General features: G+C 50.1%; 24 protein-coding genes. All 24 read left to right on the top strand.

Translation table 11 applies throughout. From position 1 onward, the window contains the following. Positions 1-15: 15 nt before the first annotated feature. Positions 16-2226, top strand: coding sequence for a diguanylate cyclase (locus VGK02_04265; GenBank protein ID HEY3374263.1), 2211 nt, complete (start codon positions 16-18; stop codon positions 2224-2226). 204 nt (positions 2227-2430) lie between these two features. Continuing rightward, a complete protein-coding gene (locus tag VGK02_04260; protein ID HEY3374262.1) occupies positions 2431-2742 on the top strand; it encodes a DUF1540 domain-containing protein in 312 nt (103 codons plus the stop codon). Positions 2743-2919: 177 nt separating this feature from the next. Beyond that, positions 2920-3504, top strand: a complete 585-nt coding sequence (locus VGK02_04255) for a methyltransferase (GenBank protein ID HEY3374261.1) — start codon at positions 2920-2922, stop codon at positions 3502-3504. Between the two features lie 180 nt (positions 3505-3684). After that, positions 3685-4275 (top strand): isochorismatase family protein, encoded by a 591-nt coding sequence (locus VGK02_04250; protein HEY3374260.1) that lies wholly within the window; start codon positions 3685-3687, stop codon positions 4273-4275. Positions 4276-4370: 95 nt separating this feature from the next. Further along, a complete protein-coding gene (gene trmD, locus VGK02_04245; GenBank protein HEY3374259.1) occupies positions 4371-5132 on the top strand; it encodes a tRNA (guanosine(37)-N1)-methyltransferase TrmD in 762 nt (253 codons plus the stop codon). 152 nt (positions 5133-5284) lie between these two features. Next, positions 5285-5632 carry a 50S ribosomal protein L19 gene (gene rplS, locus VGK02_04240; GenBank protein HEY3374258.1) on the top strand — a complete coding sequence of 116 codons (348 nt, stop codon included), beginning with the start codon at positions 5285-5287 and terminating at the stop codon, positions 5630-5632. 66 nt (positions 5633-5698) lie between these two features. Continuing rightward, a complete protein-coding gene (lepB, locus tag VGK02_04235; protein HEY3374257.1) occupies positions 5699-6322 on the top strand; it encodes a signal peptidase I in 624 nt (207 codons plus the stop codon). Between the two features lie 70 nt (positions 6323-6392). Continuing rightward, a complete protein-coding gene (locus VGK02_04230; GenBank protein HEY3374256.1) occupies positions 6393-7184 on the top strand; it encodes a ribonuclease HII in 792 nt (263 codons plus the stop codon). Between the two features lie 208 nt (positions 7185-7392). Further along, positions 7393-7794 carry a hypothetical protein gene (locus VGK02_04225; GenBank protein HEY3374255.1) on the top strand — a complete coding sequence of 134 codons (402 nt, stop codon included), beginning with the start codon at positions 7393-7395 and terminating at the stop codon, positions 7792-7794. 65 nt (positions 7795-7859) lie between these two features. After that, positions 7860-8411 carry a hypoxanthine phosphoribosyltransferase gene (hpt, locus tag VGK02_04220; GenBank protein HEY3374254.1) on the top strand — a complete coding sequence of 184 codons (552 nt, stop codon included), beginning with the start codon at positions 7860-7862 and terminating at the stop codon, positions 8409-8411. Between the two features lie 144 nt (positions 8412-8555). Next, entirely contained in the window at positions 8556-9026 is a 471-nt protein-coding gene (rimP, locus tag VGK02_04215) for a ribosome maturation factor RimP (protein ID HEY3374253.1), read from the top strand. Between the two features lie 36 nt (positions 9027-9062). Further along, a complete protein-coding gene (gene nusA, locus VGK02_04210; protein ID HEY3374252.1) occupies positions 9063-10259 on the top strand; it encodes a transcription termination factor NusA in 1197 nt (398 codons plus the stop codon). Between the two features lie 5 nt (positions 10260-10264). Beyond that, entirely contained in the window at positions 10265-10558 is a 294-nt protein-coding gene (locus VGK02_04205; protein HEY3374251.1) for a YlxR family protein, read from the top strand. A gap of 12 nt (positions 10559-10570) precedes the next feature. Further along, positions 10571-12862 (top strand): translation initiation factor IF-2, encoded by a 2292-nt coding sequence (infB, locus tag VGK02_04200; protein HEY3374250.1) that lies wholly within the window; start codon positions 10571-10573, stop codon positions 12860-12862. A 2-nt stretch (positions 12863-12864) separates the two neighbouring features. After that, positions 12865-13158, top strand: a complete 294-nt coding sequence (locus tag VGK02_04195; protein HEY3374249.1) for a DUF503 domain-containing protein — start codon at positions 12865-12867, stop codon at positions 13156-13158. Positions 13159-13244: 86 nt separating this feature from the next. Beyond that, positions 13245-13634: a 30S ribosome-binding factor RbfA gene (gene rbfA, locus VGK02_04190; protein HEY3374248.1), complete on the top strand. Its 390-nt coding sequence runs from the start codon at positions 13245-13247 to the stop codon at positions 13632-13634. Beyond that, positions 13627-14616, top strand: a complete 990-nt coding sequence (locus tag VGK02_04185; GenBank protein HEY3374247.1) for a bifunctional oligoribonuclease/PAP phosphatase NrnA — start codon at positions 13627-13629, stop codon at positions 14614-14616. Before rbfA ends, VGK02_04185 begins: the two co-directional genes overlap by 8 nt. Positions 14617-14621: 5 nt before the next feature. Continuing rightward, positions 14622-15518 (top strand): tRNA pseudouridine(55) synthase TruB, encoded by an 897-nt coding sequence (gene truB / locus VGK02_04180; GenBank protein ID HEY3374246.1) that lies wholly within the window; start codon positions 14622-14624, stop codon positions 15516-15518. A 10-nt stretch (positions 15519-15528) separates the two neighbouring features. After that, positions 15529-16470, top strand: coding sequence for a bifunctional riboflavin kinase/FAD synthetase (locus VGK02_04175; protein ID HEY3374245.1), 942 nt, complete (start codon positions 15529-15531; stop codon positions 16468-16470). A 122-nt stretch (positions 16471-16592) separates the two neighbouring features. Next, positions 16593-16862, top strand: coding sequence for a 30S ribosomal protein S15 (gene rpsO, locus VGK02_04170; GenBank protein ID HEY3374244.1), 270 nt, complete (start codon positions 16593-16595; stop codon positions 16860-16862). 117 nt (positions 16863-16979) lie between these two features. Further along, positions 16980-19148 (top strand): polyribonucleotide nucleotidyltransferase, encoded by a 2169-nt coding sequence (locus tag VGK02_04165; protein ID HEY3374243.1) that lies wholly within the window; start codon positions 16980-16982, stop codon positions 19146-19148. 86 nt (positions 19149-19234) lie between these two features. Then, complete coding sequence (locus tag VGK02_04160; GenBank protein HEY3374242.1) at positions 19235-20503, top strand: pitrilysin family protein; 1269 nt, start codon at positions 19235-19237, stop codon at positions 20501-20503. 173 nt (positions 20504-20676) lie between these two features. After that, entirely contained in the window at positions 20677-21615 is a 939-nt protein-coding gene (locus VGK02_04155) for a class I SAM-dependent methyltransferase (GenBank protein HEY3374241.1), read from the top strand. Between the two features lie 16 nt (positions 21616-21631). Then, positions 21632-21994: an SCP2 sterol-binding domain-containing protein gene (locus VGK02_04150; GenBank protein HEY3374240.1), complete on the top strand. Its 363-nt coding sequence runs from the start codon at positions 21632-21634 to the stop codon at positions 21992-21994. Positions 21995-22156 lie beyond the last annotated feature (162 nt).

The raw sequence follows: 22156 nt of genomic DNA, 5'->3' as shown, positions 1-22156 counted from the left end.
ATATCAGGAGCTATTATGTTAAGAGAATTTGCAGAAAATAATGGGGAGACGTTCCGGCGTGTTGTAATCGCTATACCCACAACGCTTATCCTCGCATATCTGGTTCTTATGTTTAGTTTGCAGACAGGCAACAGGGTTAACGATGCTGTATTGAGGTTGCCTGTTGTTCTATCAGTTCTTTATGCTTTTGTTGGCTCTTCCTGGGCCGTTAAGCATAGCAAAGCATACAAAAGACTCTGGCGTTTAGTGTCGATAAGCATGCTGTTATGGTTTGCGGGCGAGGCTACGTATGCAAGTTACGTGTTTCGCTTGGGCGTTACTAATGTTCCATCCCCATCCCTCGCCGATATATTTTCTATAGCTTATGCGCCATTAATACTTGGAATAATGGTGAGCTTGGGTCGAATACACCCACCGTTTGATATGGAGAAGAAGCAATTCCTTATCGGTGTGTTTATGACCGGTTTTGCGCTGCTTCTTGTCGCTTATAAATTTGTTATTGCGCCAGCTTGGTACTCGGATGAGATGAGCTTGATTCAACGAATATTTTTTATTGCCACTTATCCGCTAACGGATTGTATCGTTCTAATATCGCTGCTATCTGCGTCATACAAGCTTCGCGATACCAAAATTGAGGGTTGGCTTGTTCTCTTTATTAGCGCATTTGTCTGGGCGCTAGTCGGTGATATCGTATACTATACGAACGGGCTTGAAAAAGAGCCGTTTACGTTCCTACCGTTTATTATGATGGCTTTCTTTATCGCTTTGTCTGCTATTGATGAAGTTAGCGGTGTCCTTCTAGGAACTATAGATCGCTCAAAAATAAAACTAAGCGGATTCGTTCCGGAAATCGGAATACGTATTTACAGTACTTGGCGGACGCTTTTTATCCCAATGATGACAGTTGTCATTGTCCTGGCGGTCTGGGTGTATAATTCCTACGTTGGCAGACCGGGCGAGGTCCCTGTGCTTGGTATGATTTCAGCGATAACTTTAATGCTCTTAGTATACAGGAATCATTTGCTCCTCTCGGATAATGCAGCGTTGCAGGCAAAAGCGCTCCGCGATAACACCACAGGACTTAATAATCACAGATATTTCCAAGAAGCGCTTGATAAAACAATGCTTAAAGCCCAAAAAGCAAAGAGAGACTTATCGTTAGTAATGGTGGATATCGATAACTTTGCAACTGTTAATAATATGTACGGGCACATATTTGGCGATAAAGTTCTTGCCGCAATCGGTAAGGCTATCTTGTCGAAACTTCGTGAAGCCGATGAGGCATGCAGGCTTAGCGGTGATGAATTTGCGATAATTCTACCGAGAACGAATGCAGAAAAAGCACTAAAGATAGCCGAAGGAACAAAAGCAGCTATCGGCCTGCGCCTCGAAGAAGAATTCCCGGATGCGGATATCAGCGTGACCGTCGGCGTAAGCGCGTACCCGACACTCGCGAAAGATAAAGATGAGCTGTTGCATACGGCGGATGGCACCTTGTACTGGGGCAAAATAACCGGTAAAAACCAAGCCTTACTATATGATGCCAACGTAGTAGAAGCACTCAGTGCAGATGAACGTGCCAGCCGAGCTGAGAACGCGGCGCTCATCGATATGATTCGAAGCCTAGCGCGAGCGGTCGATGCGCGAGATCCGTATACGAGACAGCACTCGAAACGAGTAAGCGCTTTTGCAGTAAAACTGGCAAGGTATATCGATCTCGATCCTGAAGTTGTGAGTCGAATCGAGATAGCCGGTATGCTCCATGACATCGGAAAAATCGGTGTTCCCGACCAGATCCTTAACAAACCCGGCAGGCTTACCGACGAAGAAATGGAGATCATTAAGAATCATCCTGGGTTAAGTGCTCAGATATTAGAGTCAACTCGACTAAAAGAGATCATACCGATGGTAAATTCTCATCACGAGCGCTGGGATGGCAAAGGCTATCCAAGTGGGTTGAAAGGTGAAAATATTCCGTTCGAAGCCAGAATTCTTGCCCTGGCCGATACGTTCGATGCAATGACATCAGACAGGCCGTACAGGAAAGGTCTAACCGTAGAAGAAGCGCTAGCAGAAATTGAGCGGTGTGCCGGCTCGCAGTTCGATGCGAAGCTCACCGCCAAGTTCATAGAAGTTTTCAGCGGTAAACAAGTGCAAAGCGATTTAGCTACCATCGACGAGGAAATCACTGAAGACGAGTTTGAATTGCTATCTATCTCGGCTTAACGATAGCTATTAAAGCTAAATACCGGTGAAAAAGCAACGGCTGTTATGAACCATAACAGCCGTTGCTTTTATTTTGGTGATTGCGTAAAGACGATTGTCGTTATTTAGAAATGCACCCCCAAAAGACCATTCTTAGAACCAAGAATTGTGGGTATACACCGGGCATAGATGATAATCCATCCTATGTAGGAAGGAGAGTTGTAGATGCAAAACATGAACCCGAGTATGCCCCAAATGAACGAGGGATGTGTCTTAACCTGCACTGTTACCGAATGCACATTTAATCAGAGTGAGGCGTGCCATGCACCGAATATTAATGTAGGTCAGACTCATCCGGCGTGCGATACGTTTACGACATCAGATGTTCAACCGGTCGATCAGGGTATGCCTGATATTGCCGTATGCAATGTATCCGTATGCGAATTCAACCAGAGCAACGATTGCAAAGCGCCGGGGATTACTGTCGCTCACCACAGTAATCACGCGGATTGCCTTACCTTCCGCAACTCTATGTAACCGCCAGATTAGCGCAATGGCAGCGAAGGGGTGGCCATGCCACCTCTTTTTTTGTTGTTTACACAAGGCCTTTTTCGGCTATGAACGTAACATGCAAGAGTTTTCTAACATTACCGATTCGTGTAAAATCAAATATGTCATCATCGTAACGGCAAGCCCTCAAGGAAGCGGGTAGATATGGATACTACCGCCATTGCCATCATCGCAATCTTTTCGTTTTATATCGCATACCTGATTGTGAAATCGATTATCGATAAACTCTATTCGGAAGCGCTGATCGCCATGGGGGTCGCGGTGCTTTCCGCACAAATCTTCGTCGTTGCATACTTCGCCGGGCAGTTCTTACGGCTCAGGATGCATAAAAACCTTAACATTACCTTGGAATCCATCGGCCTTGTACTGCTCGCGGTTTCTTTGGCGCTGCTCATCGGCGCCTTTGTATCTAAGCGTAAAATGACGAGCTTAGTCTCGCTTTGGGGAAGCACGCAGCTCTTTATGACGCAGGGAGTGTATGGGGTTATTCGCCACCCGATACACTTGGGAGGAATCTTGGCCTCGCTGGGCATCGCTCTGCTCATGGCAAATGCCGTTATTATAATGCTTGGGATAATTGCGAGCGCTGCGTTTTTCGCGGCATCGAGTGAGGAAGACCGGCAAGCCCAGGAAAAGATCGGCTACGAATATGATGTTTATATGGAAGAAGTTCCAGCGTTTAACCTGGTAACCGGTATCTCTCGTGCACGTAAAACCGCTAAAATGTAATTGTCCGGGGCTCGAAAAACCTCCAAGATGTAAACCATGGCCAATGACCCGCAGGCAAGTTTTGCGTCTATTAAAACCTCAGCAAGCCGTCGGCATTCTACTAACCGCACGTTGATAGATATAACGACGCCGGTTTTGGGAATAAGCTATGCGACTTTATAACAGTCTGGAGTGAACGCGATGCCGGTAATGCTTAACCCGGATACGGATGCACTAATAATTATAGACCCGCAAATTTGTTTTATGCCGGGCGGCGTGCTGGCCGTATCCCATGGCGACGAGATTTTCGATATTATTAATCCGCTGAGCAAGAGATTTAAATTGGTTGCGGCGTCTGCCGATTGGCATCCGCCGGACCATATATCGTTTCAAGAACGGGGCGGGCCGTGGCCGCCGCACTGCTTGCAAATGCAACCGGATGCTAATTTTTCGCCGCGATTCGACCAGTCGAATGTGAGCCTGATTGTACGCAAAGGCTACAACCCGGATAAAGAGCAATACACCGCGTTTGATGAAACGAGCCGGTTCGGCGATATGCTAAAAGCGCGCGGCATATCGCGCATATTTGTAGGCGGGGTTGCAACGGACTATTGCGTACATGATTCCGTGCTTGGAGCACGTGCTGAAGGGCTCGATGTGTCTGTGCTTACCGACGCGATACGCGGCATCGATGTCAAACCGGGTGATGTTGATCGGGCGCTCGATGATATGAAGGCGCACGGCGCTCGACTGATTACATCGAAGGATATTGCCGCAGAAGCGGTGGCGTGATATTTCCGCACGTAGTATAGTAACTACAGCAAGCGGTATAGTAACGTCGCGCATGCCAGTCGCATGCGCTCTTTTTTAGGTTCTAGGTATTTGCAATGAGAATTGATATTATTACGATTTTCCCGACGCTGTTTGACGGGTTTTTAACAGAGAGCATGATACGCATCGGGCGCGAGCGGGGTTTGGTCGATATCAATGTCCACGACCTTCGCACGTGGACATACGATAGGCACCGCCAAGTCGACGACATACCGTATGGCGGCGGATCGGGCATGGTCATGAAACCCGACACATTTTTTCGCGCCGTTACCGGTATAGGCGGCACGGAAAACCTTGAGGAGATACGTACGAATAGCCGGATCGTGTTGTTTACACCGCGCGGTAAAATACTTCATCAAAACATGGTTGAGGAATTTTCACGCGAGCGGCGTATAATTATGCTGTGCGGTCGCTATGAAGGAATCGACGAGCGGGTACATACCGAGATTGCAACGGATGAGATCTCGCTCGGTGATTTCGTGCTCTCGGGCGGCGAGGTGCCCGCGATGGCACTTACCGAAGCGGTCGTACGGCTTATTCCCGGCGTTCTCGGGGCGGAAGAGTCGCTTGCCGAGGAAAGCTTTACCGAAGGGCTTCTGGAATACCCGCAGTATACCAGGCCTCAGGAGTTTATGGGGTTGAGCGTGCCCGATGTTTTGTTATCCGGTCATCATGCTGAGATCGCCAAGTGGCGCCGGAAAGAGCGCCTGAAGGCGACGCTGATAAGAAGACCCGACTTGTTAGAGAAAGCGCATTTGAGCGAGCAGGATAAAAAGCTGTTCGACGAGATAAAAGGGGAACTCGATAACGTCCGTTAACCGTATGAATGACAGGTCGGAGCCCTGTGTGCTGATAACGTAGATTGTCAAAAAGCACATACGCGGTATTTACTGGTGTTAAGTTTCCAGTAAACGGTTGATATCGCAGGTCAGTTTCGCTATAATCTGAATGTTATGCCGAAAAGGAGGATATAATGGATCGCATAGAGAGCATTGAAAGAGCACAATTACGGGACGATGTCCCGCAATTCGGTCCTGGGGATACCGTAAAGGTTCACTACAAAGTCGTCGAGGCTGGTCGTGAAAGAACCCAGGTATTCCAGGGCGTTGTTATCAAGAGGCAAAACGGTGGCATCAGGGAAACGTTTACCGTCCGCAAGATCTCGTTTGGTGTTGGGGTCGAGAGAACCTTCCCGGTTCATTCGCCGAAGATCGTAAAGCTCGAAGTCTTAACACGCGGTAAAGTTCGCAGGGCAAAACTATATTACCTGAGAGAGAAAATCGGAAAACAAGCTCGCATTAAAGAGAAAAGATATTAGAGTCGCACCAAGGGCCAAATGTTGCATTATTGTATGAAAAATCATTTCGCAGAAAAGAGCGATAACATGTCCGATAGTAATGAGCGAATCGAAACGTACTCGGAGCCGGTTTTAGCGGGCGCTTCAGCACCAGAGGATATGCAAAAGGACACAGTCAAACCAAAAGGCAAGGATTCATTTATAACATTTATGAAGGAATTGCCCGCGTTAATCATAACTGCCGTCGTTATCGCTTTTGTTGTAAAATGGCTTATCGTGCAGCCTTTTTACATCCCATCGCAATCAATGGAGCCGACTCTTGTTCCCGGCGATCAAGTGCTGGTAAGCAAGTTTATTTACCGGTTTGTCAGCCCGGAACCGGGCAACATTATCGTATTTATCCCACCGAACAATGAGAACGTTGATTTTATCAAGAGAATTGTTGCCGTCGGCGGTGACACAGTGCAGGTGAAAGAAGGCCTGGTGTTTGTTAACGGCAAGCAGCTCCAGATGGATTACCGGACGGAACCGGGCGACTATAGCAATTTTGGACCAAAGCGAATCCCCGAGGATTTTGTATTTGTTATGGGGGACAACCGGTCGAACTCGATGGACAGCCGTGTGTTTGGGCCGGTTCCTAAGAAGAATATTCTTGGTAGGGCATTCATGATCCATTGGCCGCTTAGCCATACGAGATTGCTTAATCAGTAATAAGTGGTGCGCGACGAAAGGCACGAGCGGCTAGCCAAAATCCGAAGTGAAAAGCGAGCGGTTATACCATATGGATTTATCGCATATGACTATCGCAGAGATAAAAGGTTTGCTCGATACGCTATCAACAAAACAGCGTATCGAGCTTTTTTCTGCCCTTGAACGGGATAACCGTACAGGCGTTCGCAACCTCGCGGCTTCATGCAAGGCGCAGCTGGCGCGCGAAGAAGCGGAAATCGACCGGCTCGCCCTGATGCTTAAATACGAATCTAAGTTGATTGCACAGGGCTTTAACCTGGTCGCCGGCGTTGATGAGGTGGGAAGGGGGGCGCTCGCCGGGCCTATCGTCGCAGCTGCGGTTATTCTGCCGCACGGATGCCGGCTTCGCGGAGTGCGCGACAGTAAAACACTTACCCCCGAGCGGCGTGAAAAACTCTACGGGGACATTACTGCGGAGGCAGTGGCCTGGAATGTAGCGCGTGTCGAGAACACAGACATCGATAGTTTTGGTATTCAGTGGGCCAATATGAAAGTGCTCGAACTGGCGGTTCGCGGGCTCAACCCTGCGCCCGACTACGTTTTATCTGATGCGTTTACCATACGAACGCTGGAGATCCCGCATGTGGCGATCATCAAAGGTGATGCATCGTCGCTCTCGATCGCCGCGGCGTCCATTGTGGCCAAAGTCACGCGCGACCGGCTTATGTGCGACCTGCACGACGAGTATCCGCAGTACGGTTTTGCAACTCATAAAGGCTACGGTACGCCGCTGCACCTCACAACGCTTGGGCAGTATGGGCCCACCGATCTGCACCGGCGATGCTTCTCGCCGGTAGCCGAGTATGAACAGCTCACGTTCTAAGCATTTATTAGGGGCGATTATATTCTACGCAATACTGTTTTCGAGTAACTGCATGTATGAGCAGCCTTAATGCTTAGGCTACATTTCACGTGCCGGTCACGCAATTCTCGCTCTTTACGAGGTCGATTAATGCCCTGTTTGCGCGACCTCAGTTGGTTGATATAATTTATATGGATATACGACTCCATCTATTCACATGAACTGAGTTATGACAGAAGAAATCAAGCGCACCGACAATGGCGAAATCGCTAAACAAGAGCAAAGCGTCGAGCATACGAAAACGCTCTATAAGGGCATTGAATTCGCGCACCCGAGCGAGGCGCAGTGCGCCAGAATTCTCGATTTCTACGATTTGAGCTGGCAATACGAGCCAAAGACGTTTCCAATAGAATGGGATAAAGAAGGAAACGTAACCCAAAGCTTCTCCCCGGATTTCTACCTGCCGGATTTAGATCTTTACATCGAGCTCACGACCATGAGCCAAAAGCTTGTCACCAAGAAGAACCGCAAAGTAAGGATGCTTAAGGAGATCTACCCCGACGTCAACATAAAAATCTTCTACCAGAAGGATTTTAAGAACCTGTTGGTGAAGTATGGATTGCCGCGTTAACGGCTGTTTTTATCTGCTGCTAAATGGGCATATTCAATAATAGCAGCTCTACTGCTGGAGAATCTATGCTAAACGGCGACATCGATAAAGTTTTAATCACCGAGGCAGAGATACGTTTCAAGGTCTGCGAGCTCGGGCAAGCCATATCAAAAGAATACGAAAATAAGGACCTCATACTAATAAGTGTCCTGAGGGGCGGTTTTATCTTTGTTGCCGACCTTATTCGCACGCTCTCTATACCGGTTACTATTGATTTCATGGCGATTTCAAGCTACGGTCCGTCAACCGACACATCGGGTGTTGTGCAGGTTATAAAAGATCTTGAGGAAAATATCGCCGGCAAAGACGTCCTGATCGTCGAGGATATCATCGACACCGGCTTGACGCTCAATTACCTTATTAAAAGTCTGAAAGCACGTGGGCCCGCCAGCCTTCAGATTTGCACGCTGCTCGACAAGTCGGCCCGGCGTATCGTTTACACGTTGCCGATCAAATATAAGGGTTTTGACGTACCCGATGTATTCGTAGTAGGATACGGACTGGATTATCGGCAGCAGTATCGTAATTTGCCCTACGTCGGCATATTACGAAAGTCGGTTTACGAGCTAGATACATAGATAGTTACATGGTAAAAAGCACTTTGATGCCGCATCGGGCTAATTGCGCGCTGCAATACCTTGTGATATTATATGTCTGAACTGAGTATGGGAATTTGGTGAGTGGGTTTTATGCCCACTCATTTAATTATGAGGGTGCGCTGAATGAATCGCGATCCGAGAGCAGACAAAGTAGAGGAGCTCTTAGAACCAATCGTCGAGCGTGAGGGTCTAGAGCTGGTAGATGTAGAACTCAAGCGCGAGCCCGTAGGGCTCGTTCTTCGTGTATTGCTTGACACAAAAGAGAGCGGAGTAAGCCTGGATAAGGTGGCTGAAGTAAGCCGGCTCATCGAGCCCGCTCTTGATGAAGCGGATTTGATCGCACAAAAGTACATGCTGGAGGTCTCAAGCCCCGGCATTGAGAGACCTTTACGCAAACCCGCTCATTTTCAACGGTTTGTCGGTTCAAAGGTGTTTGTTAAGACAGTACACCCGATCGGCAAAAGGAAACAGTTTAAAGGACAGCTGGTCGAGGCCGGTGATAACAGTTTCGTTGTTGAAATTGATGGAGAGCGTTTCGAGATTCCATACGATGACGTATCGAAGGCACGCCTTCAAGTCGATATTAAGTTTTAGCAAAACAGTATGTTTTGCATGAAAGGGGCTATTTAAGTGAACGGAGAGTTGATTGAAGCTCTAAAGCAACTTGAACGCGAAAAGCAAATTGATCCCCATACGGTGCTTGAGGCGCTCAAGTCTGCCCTAGCCTCAGCATATAAACGCAATTACAGCAGCAATTACGATGTGCGCGTGGATATCGACCAGCAAACTGGTCAGATCCATGTCTTTTCACAGGAATGGGTCGAGCGCGACGGTGAAGAACCCGAGCTCATCGAAGAAGAAATCACACCTGAGAACTTCGGACGAATTGCGGCGCAAACGGCGAAGCAGGTTATCCTACAGCGAATCCGTGAGGCCGAGCGTGAGAAGATGTACCAGGAGTACATCGACCGTGAAGGCGATATCGTAACCGGAATCGTCGAGCAAAGCGATCAGCGTTATACGCTCGTAAACCTCGGCAGGGTCGAGGCTCTTTTGCCTCCTACCGAACAGGTTCCAACCGAGCGTTACGACCACGGCATGCGCTTGAAAACGTATATTGTTGAGGTGCGGCGGACGACGAAAGAGCCGCAAATCATTGTTTCGAGAACGCATCCAAGTTTGCTGAGAAGGCTGTTTGAGCTCGAAGTGCCCGAGATTTACGAGGGCTATGTTGAGATCAAATCGGTCGCACGCGAGCCGGGTTTCCGCTCGAAGATCGCGGTTTCATCGCGCGATCCGGGAATCGATCCGGTCGGCGCATGCGTAGGGCCGAAAGGCTCAAGAGTGCGCATGGTCGTAAGCGAGCTTCGCGGTGAGAAAATCGACGTCGTTGAGTGGAGCGAAGACCCGGCAAGGTTCGTGGCAAATGCGCTCAGTCCGGCGAAGGTAAAAGAAGTCAAGGTAAACGAGGACGAGCATACGGCTCTCGTTGTCGTACCGGACGGCCAACTCTCGCTTGCGATCGGTAAAGAAGGCCAGAACGCACGCCTTGCGGCAAAGCTTACGGGCTGGAGAATCGATATTAAGAGCGAGACTCAGGCAAAAGACGAGAGCGAAAGAACCGCCATTTTTGAGGCGGCGGATGACGCTGAGATTCCGGTTAGCGAGCCGCAAGACCTCGAGGAAAGCATTATCGAGGTCAGCGTAACCGAAGACGATGGTATGTGCTGCGCAGTAAAATCGTCGGGTGAGCGTTGTTCAAACAAGGCAAAACCCGGTAGCAAGTACTGCGGCGTTCATAAGAAGCTTGAGGAAGGCGAGGAGTAGATTCCTTGGTAAAACCAAAGAAGATTCCTCAAAGAACGTGTATCGGCTGCCGCGAGGTTAAGCCGAAAAAAACGTTAATACGGATTGTGAGAACGCCCGAACTACGGATAATCGTTGACCCGACAGGAAAAGCGAACGGGCGTGGAGCATATATATGCCCGAGACAAGAATGTCTTGAGGCTGCAATTAAGAGCAAAAGGCTGGCCAATGCGCTTGAAGTCGATATAAGCGGGGCCGATCTAAAAAGAATAGAGGAAGAGCTGGAAGTATACATCCAAGCTTCCAGTGATCAGAAATAAGGTGGTGATAGGATGAGAGTTTATGAGCTGGCGAAACAAATGGGAATTTCCAGCGCAGAACTGATGGATAAGCTCAAAAAGCAAGGCATCGAAGTCAAGAGTCACTCGTCCACTGTAGATGCAGAGACGATAGCAAAACTCGACGGTGCCCAAACTGAGACTGCAAAAAGTGCCAGTTCGTCACCACGCGCACCAAAAGTGAAGGATCCAGTAGTACAAGAAACGACTGCCAGCAAAGCAGAGAAACCTAAAGCAGTAAAACCGTCTGCAACTGAGGCGAAACCTGCTGCGATTAAACAACCGGCGGCTGGAACAAAGCCGGTAGCTCAGAGTGAAGGCAAAACAGCAGGCAAAGCGCCTGTCGGCCAGGTAAAACAACCTGGTGAGCAAGCTGCAACAACAACGCAACCACAGCAAGAGCAACGCGGCGAGCAGGCCAAACAGCAGCCAAAACCGGCCGATCAGCAATCGAGACAGTCGGCTCAACCGCCAAGAACCGACGAGGAAACGGCTGTTGTTGTTGAAGAAACACCAGCTGCCGCACCTGTGAAAATACTTAACGTACCGCAAGCCGCTACGGTTAAGGAATTTGCGGTGCTCATCGGCAAGGAGCCGAACGACTTAATCAAAATGTTGTTGAAGCTCGGAGAGCTCGTAACAATTAACCAATCACTGAGCCAAGAAGCGATCGAAGTTATCGCTGAAGAGCTCGGTTATAAAGTTAATATCGTGAATCCTGAAGAAATAAGTGACGAAGAGGAAGAGGTCGAAGAGGATCTCGATACCCTGACACCGAGGCCTCCTGTTGTTACCGTTATGGGTCACGTCGACCACGGTAAGACATCGCTTCTTGATGCGATCAGGAAAACCGACGTCACTTCGGGTGAGGCAGGCGGCATTACGCAGCATATAGGTGCATACCAGGTAATCCATGATAACAAAAAGATTACATTTATCGATACCCCGGGTCACGAGGCGTTTACCGCCATGCGTGCGCGCGGTGCAAACGTTACCGATATTGTCGTATTGGTCGTTGCTGCTGATGACGGTGTCATGCCGCAGACGGTTGAGGCTATCAACCACTCCAAAGCGGCCGGCGTACCTATTATTGTCGCCGTGAATAAGATCGATAAACCGGGTGCAGACCCGACCAAAGTCCGCCAGGAACTAACGCGCTACGAACTTATTCCTGAGGATTGGGGAGGCGAGACCATCTTTGTCGACGTATCGGCAAAGCAGCAGATCAACCTCAACGAATTGCTCGATATGATACTGCTCGTTGCCGAAGTGCAAGAGCTTAAAGCCAACGCTCAAACACAGGCTCGCGGTATTTGCATCGAGGCGAAACTCGATCGTGGACGCGGCCCGGTAGCAACCGTCCTGGTTAATAAAGGGACGCTGCGCGTTGGCGACGCCGTCATAGCCGGTACGGCTTACGGTAAGATCAGAGCAATGACGGATGATAAAGGTCACCCTGTAAAAGACGCGACACCGGCACAACCGGTAGAGCTAATCGGTTTATCGTCACTGCCGCAAGCAGGTGAAGAGCTTAAGGTCGTCGAAGACGAGAAGGCCGCCCGCCGCATCGCGGAAGAACGTGCGCTGAAGCGCAGGCTGATCAAAGAAGAGAAGCAGCGCCGCGTCACCCTCGAGGATATCTTTACGCGAATACAGGAAGGCGAAATTAAAGACCTTAACCTGGTTATCAAGGCGGATACCCAAGGGTCGGTTGAGGCATTGAAGGACGCGCTATACAAGCTCAATACCAGCGAGGTACAGATACAAGTTATTCACACGGGTGTCGGTGGTATATCAGAGACAGACATAATGCTAGCTGCGGCGTCTAATGCGATTGTTATAGGGTTCAACGTTCGCCCTGATACGAATTCAATTGCGATGGCCGAGAAAGAGCACGTTGATATCCGGACATACCGGATCATATACAAGGCCGTCGAGGACATAACGGCAGCGCTATCCGGATTACTCGCGCCGGCAATCGATGAGATCGAGACAGGTCGCGCCGAGGTGCGCGCAACGTTTAAGGTGCCGAAGCTTGGCGTTATCGCCGGTTGTATGGTCTTAAACGGGGAAATCGATCGCAACGATCACGCCCGCCTGGTGCGCGATGGCCAGGTTATCTATGATGGCGGTATCGTGTCGCTTAGAAGGTTCAAGGACGATGTTAAGATGGTCCGTGAAGGCTTCGAATGCGGTATCGGCCTCGAGAACTTCCAGGACGTAAAGGAAGGCGACATCATAGAGACCTATAAACTGGTTGAGCGTGAGCGCCAGTTAGGTGAATAGCTATGGTAGTAGGGCTACTTGAAATAGAGCTTTTTCTGCCCAATGCCAACTCTTTAAAAGATAAACGACAGGTTGTTAAAAGCATTATAGGCAAAGTTGATAGCAAGTTTAATGTGTCTATATCCGAGGTTGATAACCATGATCTGTGGCAGCGGGCAACTATAGGTATCGCTCACGTGTCAATGACCGGTGAGCAAACAAAGCACTTACTCGATCATGTGGATCGTTTTATTGAAGGCCTGGATAAGGCAATAGTGAATAACAGAAAGTTTACGTTATTCGCACCTGAAAAATAAATGAAAATCCGGGGCTAATGGCTTTTGCGAGCTTGTTTGGCCCTGGGTTTTTTATTACATGGAAACTGATAAACGGGGAGACTGATATGACTGAGACCGCGCGAACTCATCGAGTGGGCGAACTCATCAAAGAAGAATTAAGCGAAATAATCCAGCGCGAGGTCAAAGACCCGAGAATTGGCCTTGTAACGGTCACGGGGGTCGAGGTTACGCCCGACTTCCGGCATGCCACCGTGTATGTAAGCGTGCTTGGAAACAACAAGAAAAGAAGCGAAACGATCAAAGGGTTGCAAAGCTCAAGCGGATTCCTCAAGAAAGAGCTCGCTCATAGAATTAGAATTAAATATTTTCCCGACCTGAAATTTGAAATTGACCCTTCTATCGAAGCGGGCATGCGCATCGATAAGGTAATAAGAAAATTGCACAAAAACGAGGGAAAACTACAAAATAATACCAACGAGGGAAATAATGAATAAACCATTTGCGGAAGCCGCGCTATTAATCAATGCAACTGAATCCATAGTCCTGGCAGCCCACGTTCAGCCCGACGGCGATGCATTCGGGAGCCTGTTAGCCATGGCTACGTGCCTTAAACAAACCGGTAAGAACGTGTGCTCTACCTGGGGCGAAGAGATCAGAATCCCGCCGCAGTACCAGTGGATGCCAGGCATTGATACCGTAGTTGATTGCCGGCAATGCACTGAAGGCGATCTGCTTATCACGCTGGACTGCGCAAACGAACGCCGTCTGGGCATGATGGAGAGTTCTCTTCCCGGGTTTAAATCAATTATCAATATCGACCACCATGTTGATAATTCGAACTTCGGTACTATAAATATTTTAGACTTCTACGCATCCGCAACGGCCGAGATAGTCTACCAGCTATTACGTTTTATGAATGCGGATATCGACTCCGACGTGGCTACGCTGCTTTATGCCGGAATTGTCACGGATACCGGCAGATTCCAGTATCAAAATACAACCGCACAAACGCTTCGTATCGCGACCGAGCTTGTCGAATTCGGCGTCATCCCGAACAATATCTTCCATAAGATTTACGAAAATCTTTCGTTTTCTACGCTGAAACTACTGGCAAGAGTTTTAGATCGCGCCAAGTATATCGCTGAGAGTAAACTTATCTACTCGTACACGCTGAACGGCGATCTCAAAGAAACCGGTGCGGATATGGGCGACACCGAAAACTTCATTGATTACCTGCGGATGGCAAAAGAGTCAAACGTCGCCGCTATTTTTAAAGAAGTGCCTGGCGCGGGTTTGCGAGTCAGCCTTCGCTCCAAAGGTTCAATCGACGTCGGTGCGATTGCGCGTGAGAAGAGCGGCGGCGGGCATCGTAACGCCGCAGGAGCTACCCTTAATATTCCTATAGCAGATGCTGTTGAGTGGTTATCGACGCGCATTATCGCTCAGACATCAGCATCGATAAGTATCAATGAGTAGTTAGCATGATGGACGGGATTCTTGTCATTGATAAGCCGGCGGGAAAGACGTCGCACGATATCGTCAATGTCGTCCGTAAAAGAACCGGCATACGAAAGGTCGGACATACCGGCACGCTCGACCCGATGGCAACAGGCGTCCTCGTTATGCTTATCGGTAAAGCAACCAGAATTGCCCGCTTCCTCGAGTTGGAACCGAAAGAATACGTCGCGCAGGCGCTCTTTGGAACGGTAACGGACAGCCAGGATATCACCGGTAACATCGTGCGTGAATCGCATGAGTCTGTGGATATTGAAAAGCTTATTAAACTAATTCCTCAGTTTACCGGCAGTATCGTGCAAATACCGCCGATGGTGTCGGCGATAAAAGTAGGCGGAACACCGCTCTATAAGCTGGCCAGGCAAGGCAAAGAGGTAGAGCGCACCGGGCGAGAGATCACTATTTATGAACTCGAGATGCTCGATCACTTTGAAAGAGACAGCCGTACATACGCCTCGTTTCGCGTGGTGTGCTCCGGCGGCACCTACGTACGCACTCTGCTCCACGATATCGGCGAAGCGCTCGGGGTAGGAGCCACTCTTTCAAGCCTGCGCCGCACGCGCGTCGGCAGATACTCGCTGGTCGAGACATTGGAACTCGATGACATCGACGGCGATATGATTATCAGCCACGTGCTCGGCATGGATGACGCGCTCTCACATCTGGCAGCGGTGGTTGTAAAAAACGATATAATACAAGCAGTGCTCAACGGCAGAACGGTTGATAGTAGTGACCTCGAACCCGGGCAGCAAACGCCTGGTGGAGGCGATTTTGTAAGACTGAAAAGCCCTGACAACCGGCTTCTTGCAATCGGCGTTATGCAAAGCACCGGTGCTATAAAGCCAGAAATTGTTTTTTCCTAAGGATATGCAGATGCAAACCATACGAGGCGTCGAAAACATAAACGATATACAGGGGCCGAGCGCCGTAACAATCGGCGTGTTTGACGGCGTACACATAGGACACCAGGCGATCATTAAAATGGCGGTGGATTTTGCCAAAACAATCGCCGGTCAAAGCGTCGTTATTACGTTCGAGCCGCATCCGTTGGCCATCGTCAACCCCGAAAACGCACCGGCACTCCTTTCCGCCACCGATCTAAAAGCAGAGTATATCGCACAGCTCGGCGCCGATTACCTTATCGTGATACCGTTTTCCGAAGCCATAGCCACCATGGAGCCAGAGTCCTTTATAGACGACCTGCTTATCGGCAAACTGCATGCCGAGTATATAGTAGTCGGCGAGGATTTCTCATTCGGCAAGAGCCGGCGCGGTACGACCGGGTTTCTCTCAACATACGGGCATGCCAAAGGCATCAACACGGTAGTCGTTCCGCACATACGGGAAGACGGCGTCGTTATAAGCAGCACCGAGGTACGCAAACGCCTCAAAAGCGGCGATATAAAAGGCGTGCGTGCAATGACCGGCAGATTCCCAAGATTTCGCGGCAAAGTGATTCACGGCCTTGGCCGGGGAGGTTCGACTATCGGTTTCCCGACCGCCAATGTTGAAACACTCTACGGCGAGCTCTTGCCCGAGTCGGGTGTGTACGCCGGCCTGGTATGGGTTGAAGGGAAGCGCTGGCCGTGCGTGGTCGACGTCGGCGTTTCTCCGACCTTCGGTGACGTCGCAAAGACCGAGATACAGGTGCATATCCTAGGTTTTAAAAAAGACATTTACGGTAAGAGAATAGATGTTGAGCTGGTTGATAGGCTACGAGCCGAAATGACCTTTAACAATGTAGATGAACTGAAAAAGCAAATTCTCCTTGACATAGGGAAAGCCCGGGGATTGCTTGCCCGCATACCCGGTTAGTGCATTTACGCAGCTTGTACTTTATGTTAAGATTGTTCAGTATGCGAAACGAACCGCTCACTAAGTTGATCGACTCACCAACGTCTACTTGGTCTGCGGGGTATTGAAAAGGAGGTGAAACCATGGCTTTAGAGAAAGATATCAAGGGTACGATTATCGAAGATTACAAGCAGCACGACGGCGACACAGGCTCACCGGAAGTGCAAGTTGCAATCCTCACCAGGAGAATCAGCGATCTTACAGAGCACCTGAAGGAGCACAAAAAAGATCATCACTCTCGCCGTGGTCTTCTGAAGATGGTCGGTCATCGCAGAAGACTGCTTAATTACCTTAAGAATAAAGATATCGAGCGCTATAGGGCGTTGATATCGCGATTAGGCCTGAGGGCTTAAATAGAGGGAACGAATTCGGGCAGCCTTAAAGGTTGCCCGAACCATATTTATCCATAATAATTCGAGGAAGTAGGAGGTTCTAAATATATGGAGCCTAATGCACCAAGTGGTGTGCAAGTGAGAGAAGTAGTACGTGAAGAATTAGAGATCGGTGGGAAAACACTCTCGTTCGAGTCGGGCCTTTTAGCCCAGCAAGCCGACGGCGCGATACTCGTGCGCATGGGCGAGACAGTCGTCCTGGTTACCGCAGTGGTTGCAAGTAAGCCCACAGAAGGGCGCGATTTCCTGCCGCTAACTGTTGATGTAGACGAGAAGATGTATGCTGCAGGTAAGATCCCGGGCGGTTTTATCAAACGAGAAGGGCGCCCGAGTGAAAAGGCGACGCTTACAGCCCGCCTTATCGACCGGCCTCTTCGCCCGTCATTCCCAAAAGGGTTCTACAACGACATCCAGGTTCTTGCGACAATCCTCTCAGTCGATTTCGCAAATCAACCTGACATCTTAGCGCTTAACGGCGCGTCGATGGCGCTCGTATTAACCAATTCGCCGTTTAGCGGCCCGGTCGCAGGCGTACGCGTCGGGCGCGTCGAGGGCCAGTTCATCCTCAACCCGACATTCGAGGAGCTTGATGGAAGCGACCTCGATATCATCGTTGCTGGCAACCGTGACGCCATTCTCATGGTTGAGGCCGGCGCAAAAGAAATTACCGAGGACGATACGGTTAGGGCGCTTGAGGAAGCGCACAAAGCCATTATCCAAATCTGCGATTTCCAAGAGCGCTTCAAAGAAGCGTTTATGAAGGTCAATCCGCCGTCTGAGAAAACATTCGAGATGCCGGCGGCCGATCTTAGTTATACCGAAATTGAAGAAAAAGTCAGGGAGATTGCGACCGGCAAACTTCGCGATGCGATTCGCAACCCGGATAAGCTTGCGCGCGAGCACCAGGAAGATCTCATCGAGGATGAGACACTGGAAGAGCTCGAGTCACTTATCGAGGGCAAAGAGAGTTACGTCTCAAAAGTGCTCGCAAAAATCCGCAAGGAAGAGATGCGCCGCATGATTCTCGACGAGAACGTGCGCGCAGACGGCCGCTCGACAACCGAGATCAGGCCGCTTCTCATCAGGGCGGGCGTCCTGCCGAGGCCGCATGGCTCGGCACTCTTTACCAGGGGCCAGACGCAGGTGCTCTCGGTTACAACGCTCGGTACCGTTCGCGAAGAACAAATGATCGACGGACTCGGCGTTGAGGAATCGAAGCGCTATATGCATCACTATAACTTCCCGCCGTTCTCAACCGGTGAAATAGGCTTCCTTAGAGGGCCGAAACGCCGCGAGATCGGTCACGGCGCGCTCGGCGAGCGGGCATTGTTCCCGGTGGTACCGAAAGAGGATGAATTCCCGTACACCATCCGAATTGTCTCCGAAGTACTGGAGTCGAACGGTTCATCATCGATGGCCAGCGTGTGCGGTAGTACGCTCTCACTCATGGATGCCGGTGTTCCAATTAAGGCTCCTGTCGCGGGTATCGCAATGGGTCTCATAAAGGAAGAAGATCGCGTAGCGATTCTAACCGACATTCTCGGCATGGAAGACGCGCTCGGCGATATGGACTTCAAAGTCGCCGGTACGGAGAAGGGTATCACCGCGCTTCAGATGGATATGAAGGTTGTGGGCGTAGGCAGCGATATCCTTGCTAAAGCGCTTAACCAGGCACGCGATGCCAGGTTGTACCTCCTCAGTAAGATGGCCGAGGTTCTGCCGGCACCGCGTCCTGAGCTTTCGAAATACGCACCCCGTATTATCACGGTTAAAATCCCGCAGGATAAAATCGGTGAGCTTATCGGGCCTAAGGGCAAGAACATCCGCGGCATTATCGAGACGGTCGGGGCAAACCTCGTCACCATCGATATCGAAGAAGACGGTACGGTCTTTATCGCCGCAACCGACGGTGAAGCGGGCGAGAGAGCTCGCGAGATGGTCGAGCTCTATGCCAAAGAGGTGCAGATCGGCGAGGAATACGACGGTACGGTTACCAAGACCACCGGTTTCGGTGCGTTCGTTGAACTCATACCCGGCAAAGAAGGCCTTGTCCATATCTCACGCCTCACCAAGGGCAGAGTGCCGACGGTTGAGTCGGTTGTAAACGTGGGCGACAAGGTTCGGGTAAAAGTGCTCGACGTCGACAGGCAAACGGGTAAAGTCAGCCTTCAGGCGCTCAACCTTGAGTACCAAGGCGACGACAAGGGCAATAATCGCGATGACAGAGGTCAAAATCGCGGCGAATAAAAAGCGAACATAAAACTACTTTTGCAGCGCCGCTTTAGCATTATCATGCTTGAGGCGCTGCAAATTTATTAAGGTAGGAATTAAATATGGCAGATAAACAGTTCTTTGAACGCACAACGTTACCTTCAGGGATAACGATCATAACCGAAAAAATGCCACAAGTTCGCTCAGTTGCGATCGGGTTTTGGGTAGGCGTCGGCTCGCGTGACGAAATCGATCCGGTCAACGGCATGTCGCACTTTATCGAGCACCTGCTCTTTAAGGGAACAGAGAAGAGAACCGCTCAGGAAATTTCCGAGGCGTTCGATATTCTCGGCGCCGAGCTTAACGCCTTCACGGCCAAGGAATATACGTGCTATTACACGCGGCTTATCGACCAACATGTGGCGGAAGGCGTTGAGATTTTAGCGGACATGATCCAACATCCGAAATTCGACTCAAATGATATCGATTCTGAGCGAAACGTTGTGCTTGAAGAGATAAACCTGCACGAGGACAGCCCTGACGAGCGTATTCACGATCTCTTTGCAACATCACTCTGGACGGAGCACCCGCTGGGCAAACCGATTCTCGGTCACGTCGACACCGTAGGCAACTTTTCCAGAGACGACGTTGTAGGGTTTTTCCGCCAGGAATACGGAGCAAAAAACCTGGTGGTCGCAGCGGCGGGCAATATAGATCACAACGTAATGGTCGATCTCATCCAACAACACTTTGTAAACGCGATGGGTGAGAGACCGCTTCATAAAGAATTTACACCGTCTGTCGAAAAGAAGCTGGACGTGTATACCAAGCAAACCGAGCAGGCGCACATCGTCTACGGCACCGAGGCGATTTCTGCAAACGATAAGCGCCGCCACACACTCGCAGTTATGGATAGCATCCTCGGCGGGGGCATGAGTTCGCGCCTCTTCCAGGAGATTCGCGAGAAACGGGGCAAAGCCTACGCGACGTATTCGTATCACTCGCTCTATAAAGAGACGGGCTATGTCGCCGCTTATGCCGGCACCGCCCCGGCGAACACCGAAGAAGTCGTCAAAATCATGCACGAGCAGATCGACGACATCGTAGGCGGGGGCATCACCGATCAGGAAGTCTACCGGGCAAAGGAACAGATCAAAGGCCAGCTTATGCTTGGCCTCGAGAGTACCAGCCGCAGGATGACCCGTCTCGGCAAACTCCAGATAACGCAAGGCGAGCTGCTCTCGCTCGATGAGATTATCACACGCATTGATGCGGTCACACGCGACGGTATAACCGAGCTCGCCCAAGAGCTGTTCTCGCCGAATAAGATGGTTCTTACCATCATCGGCCCGTTCGAGTTGGAAAAGCTGGCTCATCTGGCGAGCACATAGATAATAGTAACTACGCGGTCTGAAACTTAGCTTTTGTGCTACAAGACGCGGTTAAATACACAACTAAGAGGCTACCGGAAAAACTTTCGGTAGCTTTTTAGTTTTTTGGTTTAAATCGCCCTATTTCGGGTATGTACAAAATTGGTGTGTAAGCAACCAAGGGGGTGTAGGGAGTGTCGTTGAATTCCAAGCAAACCGATCTTCGAGATTTAATATCGTTTCAAACACAAGCCGTAGCATCACACTACGATTTGCCGCCTCAATTCTTTGCAAGCTTTCTTGGCCCGAGGATGGCGTATTCGTGCGCCTACTTTACCGACGAGAATAATCCGCTCGCCGTCGCCGAAGAAAACAAGCTTAAGCTTGTCGCAAAGAAGCTCGACATCAAAGAGACCGACACGGTTCTTGATATCGGGTGCGGCTGGGGCAGTTTTCTCTTTTACGCCGCCGAGAATTACGGATGCACTACGGTCGGGATTACGCTCTCGAGCGAACAGGCGAAATTTATTAACGATGTGGCCGCGCAAAAAGGCCTCTCAGATAAAGTAATGGCAGACGTGATTCACGTCTATGACATGAACTACCCCGCCCGGTATTTCGACAAAGTTGTGACCATCGGAGCAATCGAACACATGGACGATCTGGCCTGCGCGTTCGGAAAGTGCGCCGGCGCAATCAAAGACGATGGCTTATTGCTCGTGCACGGCATGACGAAACCGTGGGCCGAGCGCGAGCAAGAGCTAGCCGGTGTAACGTCCGAAGTCAGTGAGCTCGTAAAGGAGCACTTCGGGGCAGGCTACTGGAAGAGTACCTGGGAAGTAATGCGCGACCTCGAGTATGCCGGTTTTGAGATACTCGACCACGAGAATATAACCCGCCATTATCAACTCACGTGCGAGCGGTGGCTCGAGAACCTGCAAAACAACGAAGAAACCCTCGCAGGCGTCGTGCTGCCCGAAGATAAATATCGTGAGTTTATCATTATGATGGCCGGCTACATCGTCGGTTTTGAAACAGGTTATACGCTATGCAACCAGATTCTTTGCCGATTAAACAACGCAGGCGACCTGCGTCCGGCCCTGCCCTTAACCAGAGAACGCATGACCCTATAAACAGAGAGGAGCGCTAATGCAAGAAAAGCTATCGGCTGAGCATATATTTAATCATACTGTCCCGCAAATTCTATCGGATAACCCCCAGATCGCCCGGAAAGTGAATGCCGTCCTCGGCATCGAGCTGACGGGAGAGAACGGCGGCTACTGGACGCTCGATCTTACCGAGAACCCAGCCATAGCGCAGGGCAGAACCAAAGACCCAAAATGCACGTTGAGCTGCCATGTTGATGACTTCGAGGCGCTCCTTGCCGACGGCAGCGTCCGCAGTGCCCTTGAGGCGTTTAAGCAAAAGCGCATCCAGGCGAAAGGGCACCTGCCGACCATCCTCAAGCTGGAAGGATTGCTACGAGCAATGACAGGGAAGAGTGTTGCTTGAGCTTTGGCTATTTTGTTTTTCTGAACAGCCCCGGGTTTCATAGAGACTTTGAACCTACAATTTCCAATGTTTTTTCAGATAGGTTTTCGCTTTCCTCAGACATGTTTTCACAATAATACATCGCCTCCTTTTCCGCTGGGGGAATATGACCAATTGCTTCAT

It is taken from the genome of Candidatus Aquicultor sp. (assembly GCA_036504445.1).
GTDB lineage: Bacteria > Actinomycetota > Aquicultoria > Aquicultorales > Aquicultoraceae > DASXVE01.
The sequence above is the reverse complement of the archived record's forward strand: the minus strand, read 5'-3'. Positions and strand labels throughout refer to the sequence as shown.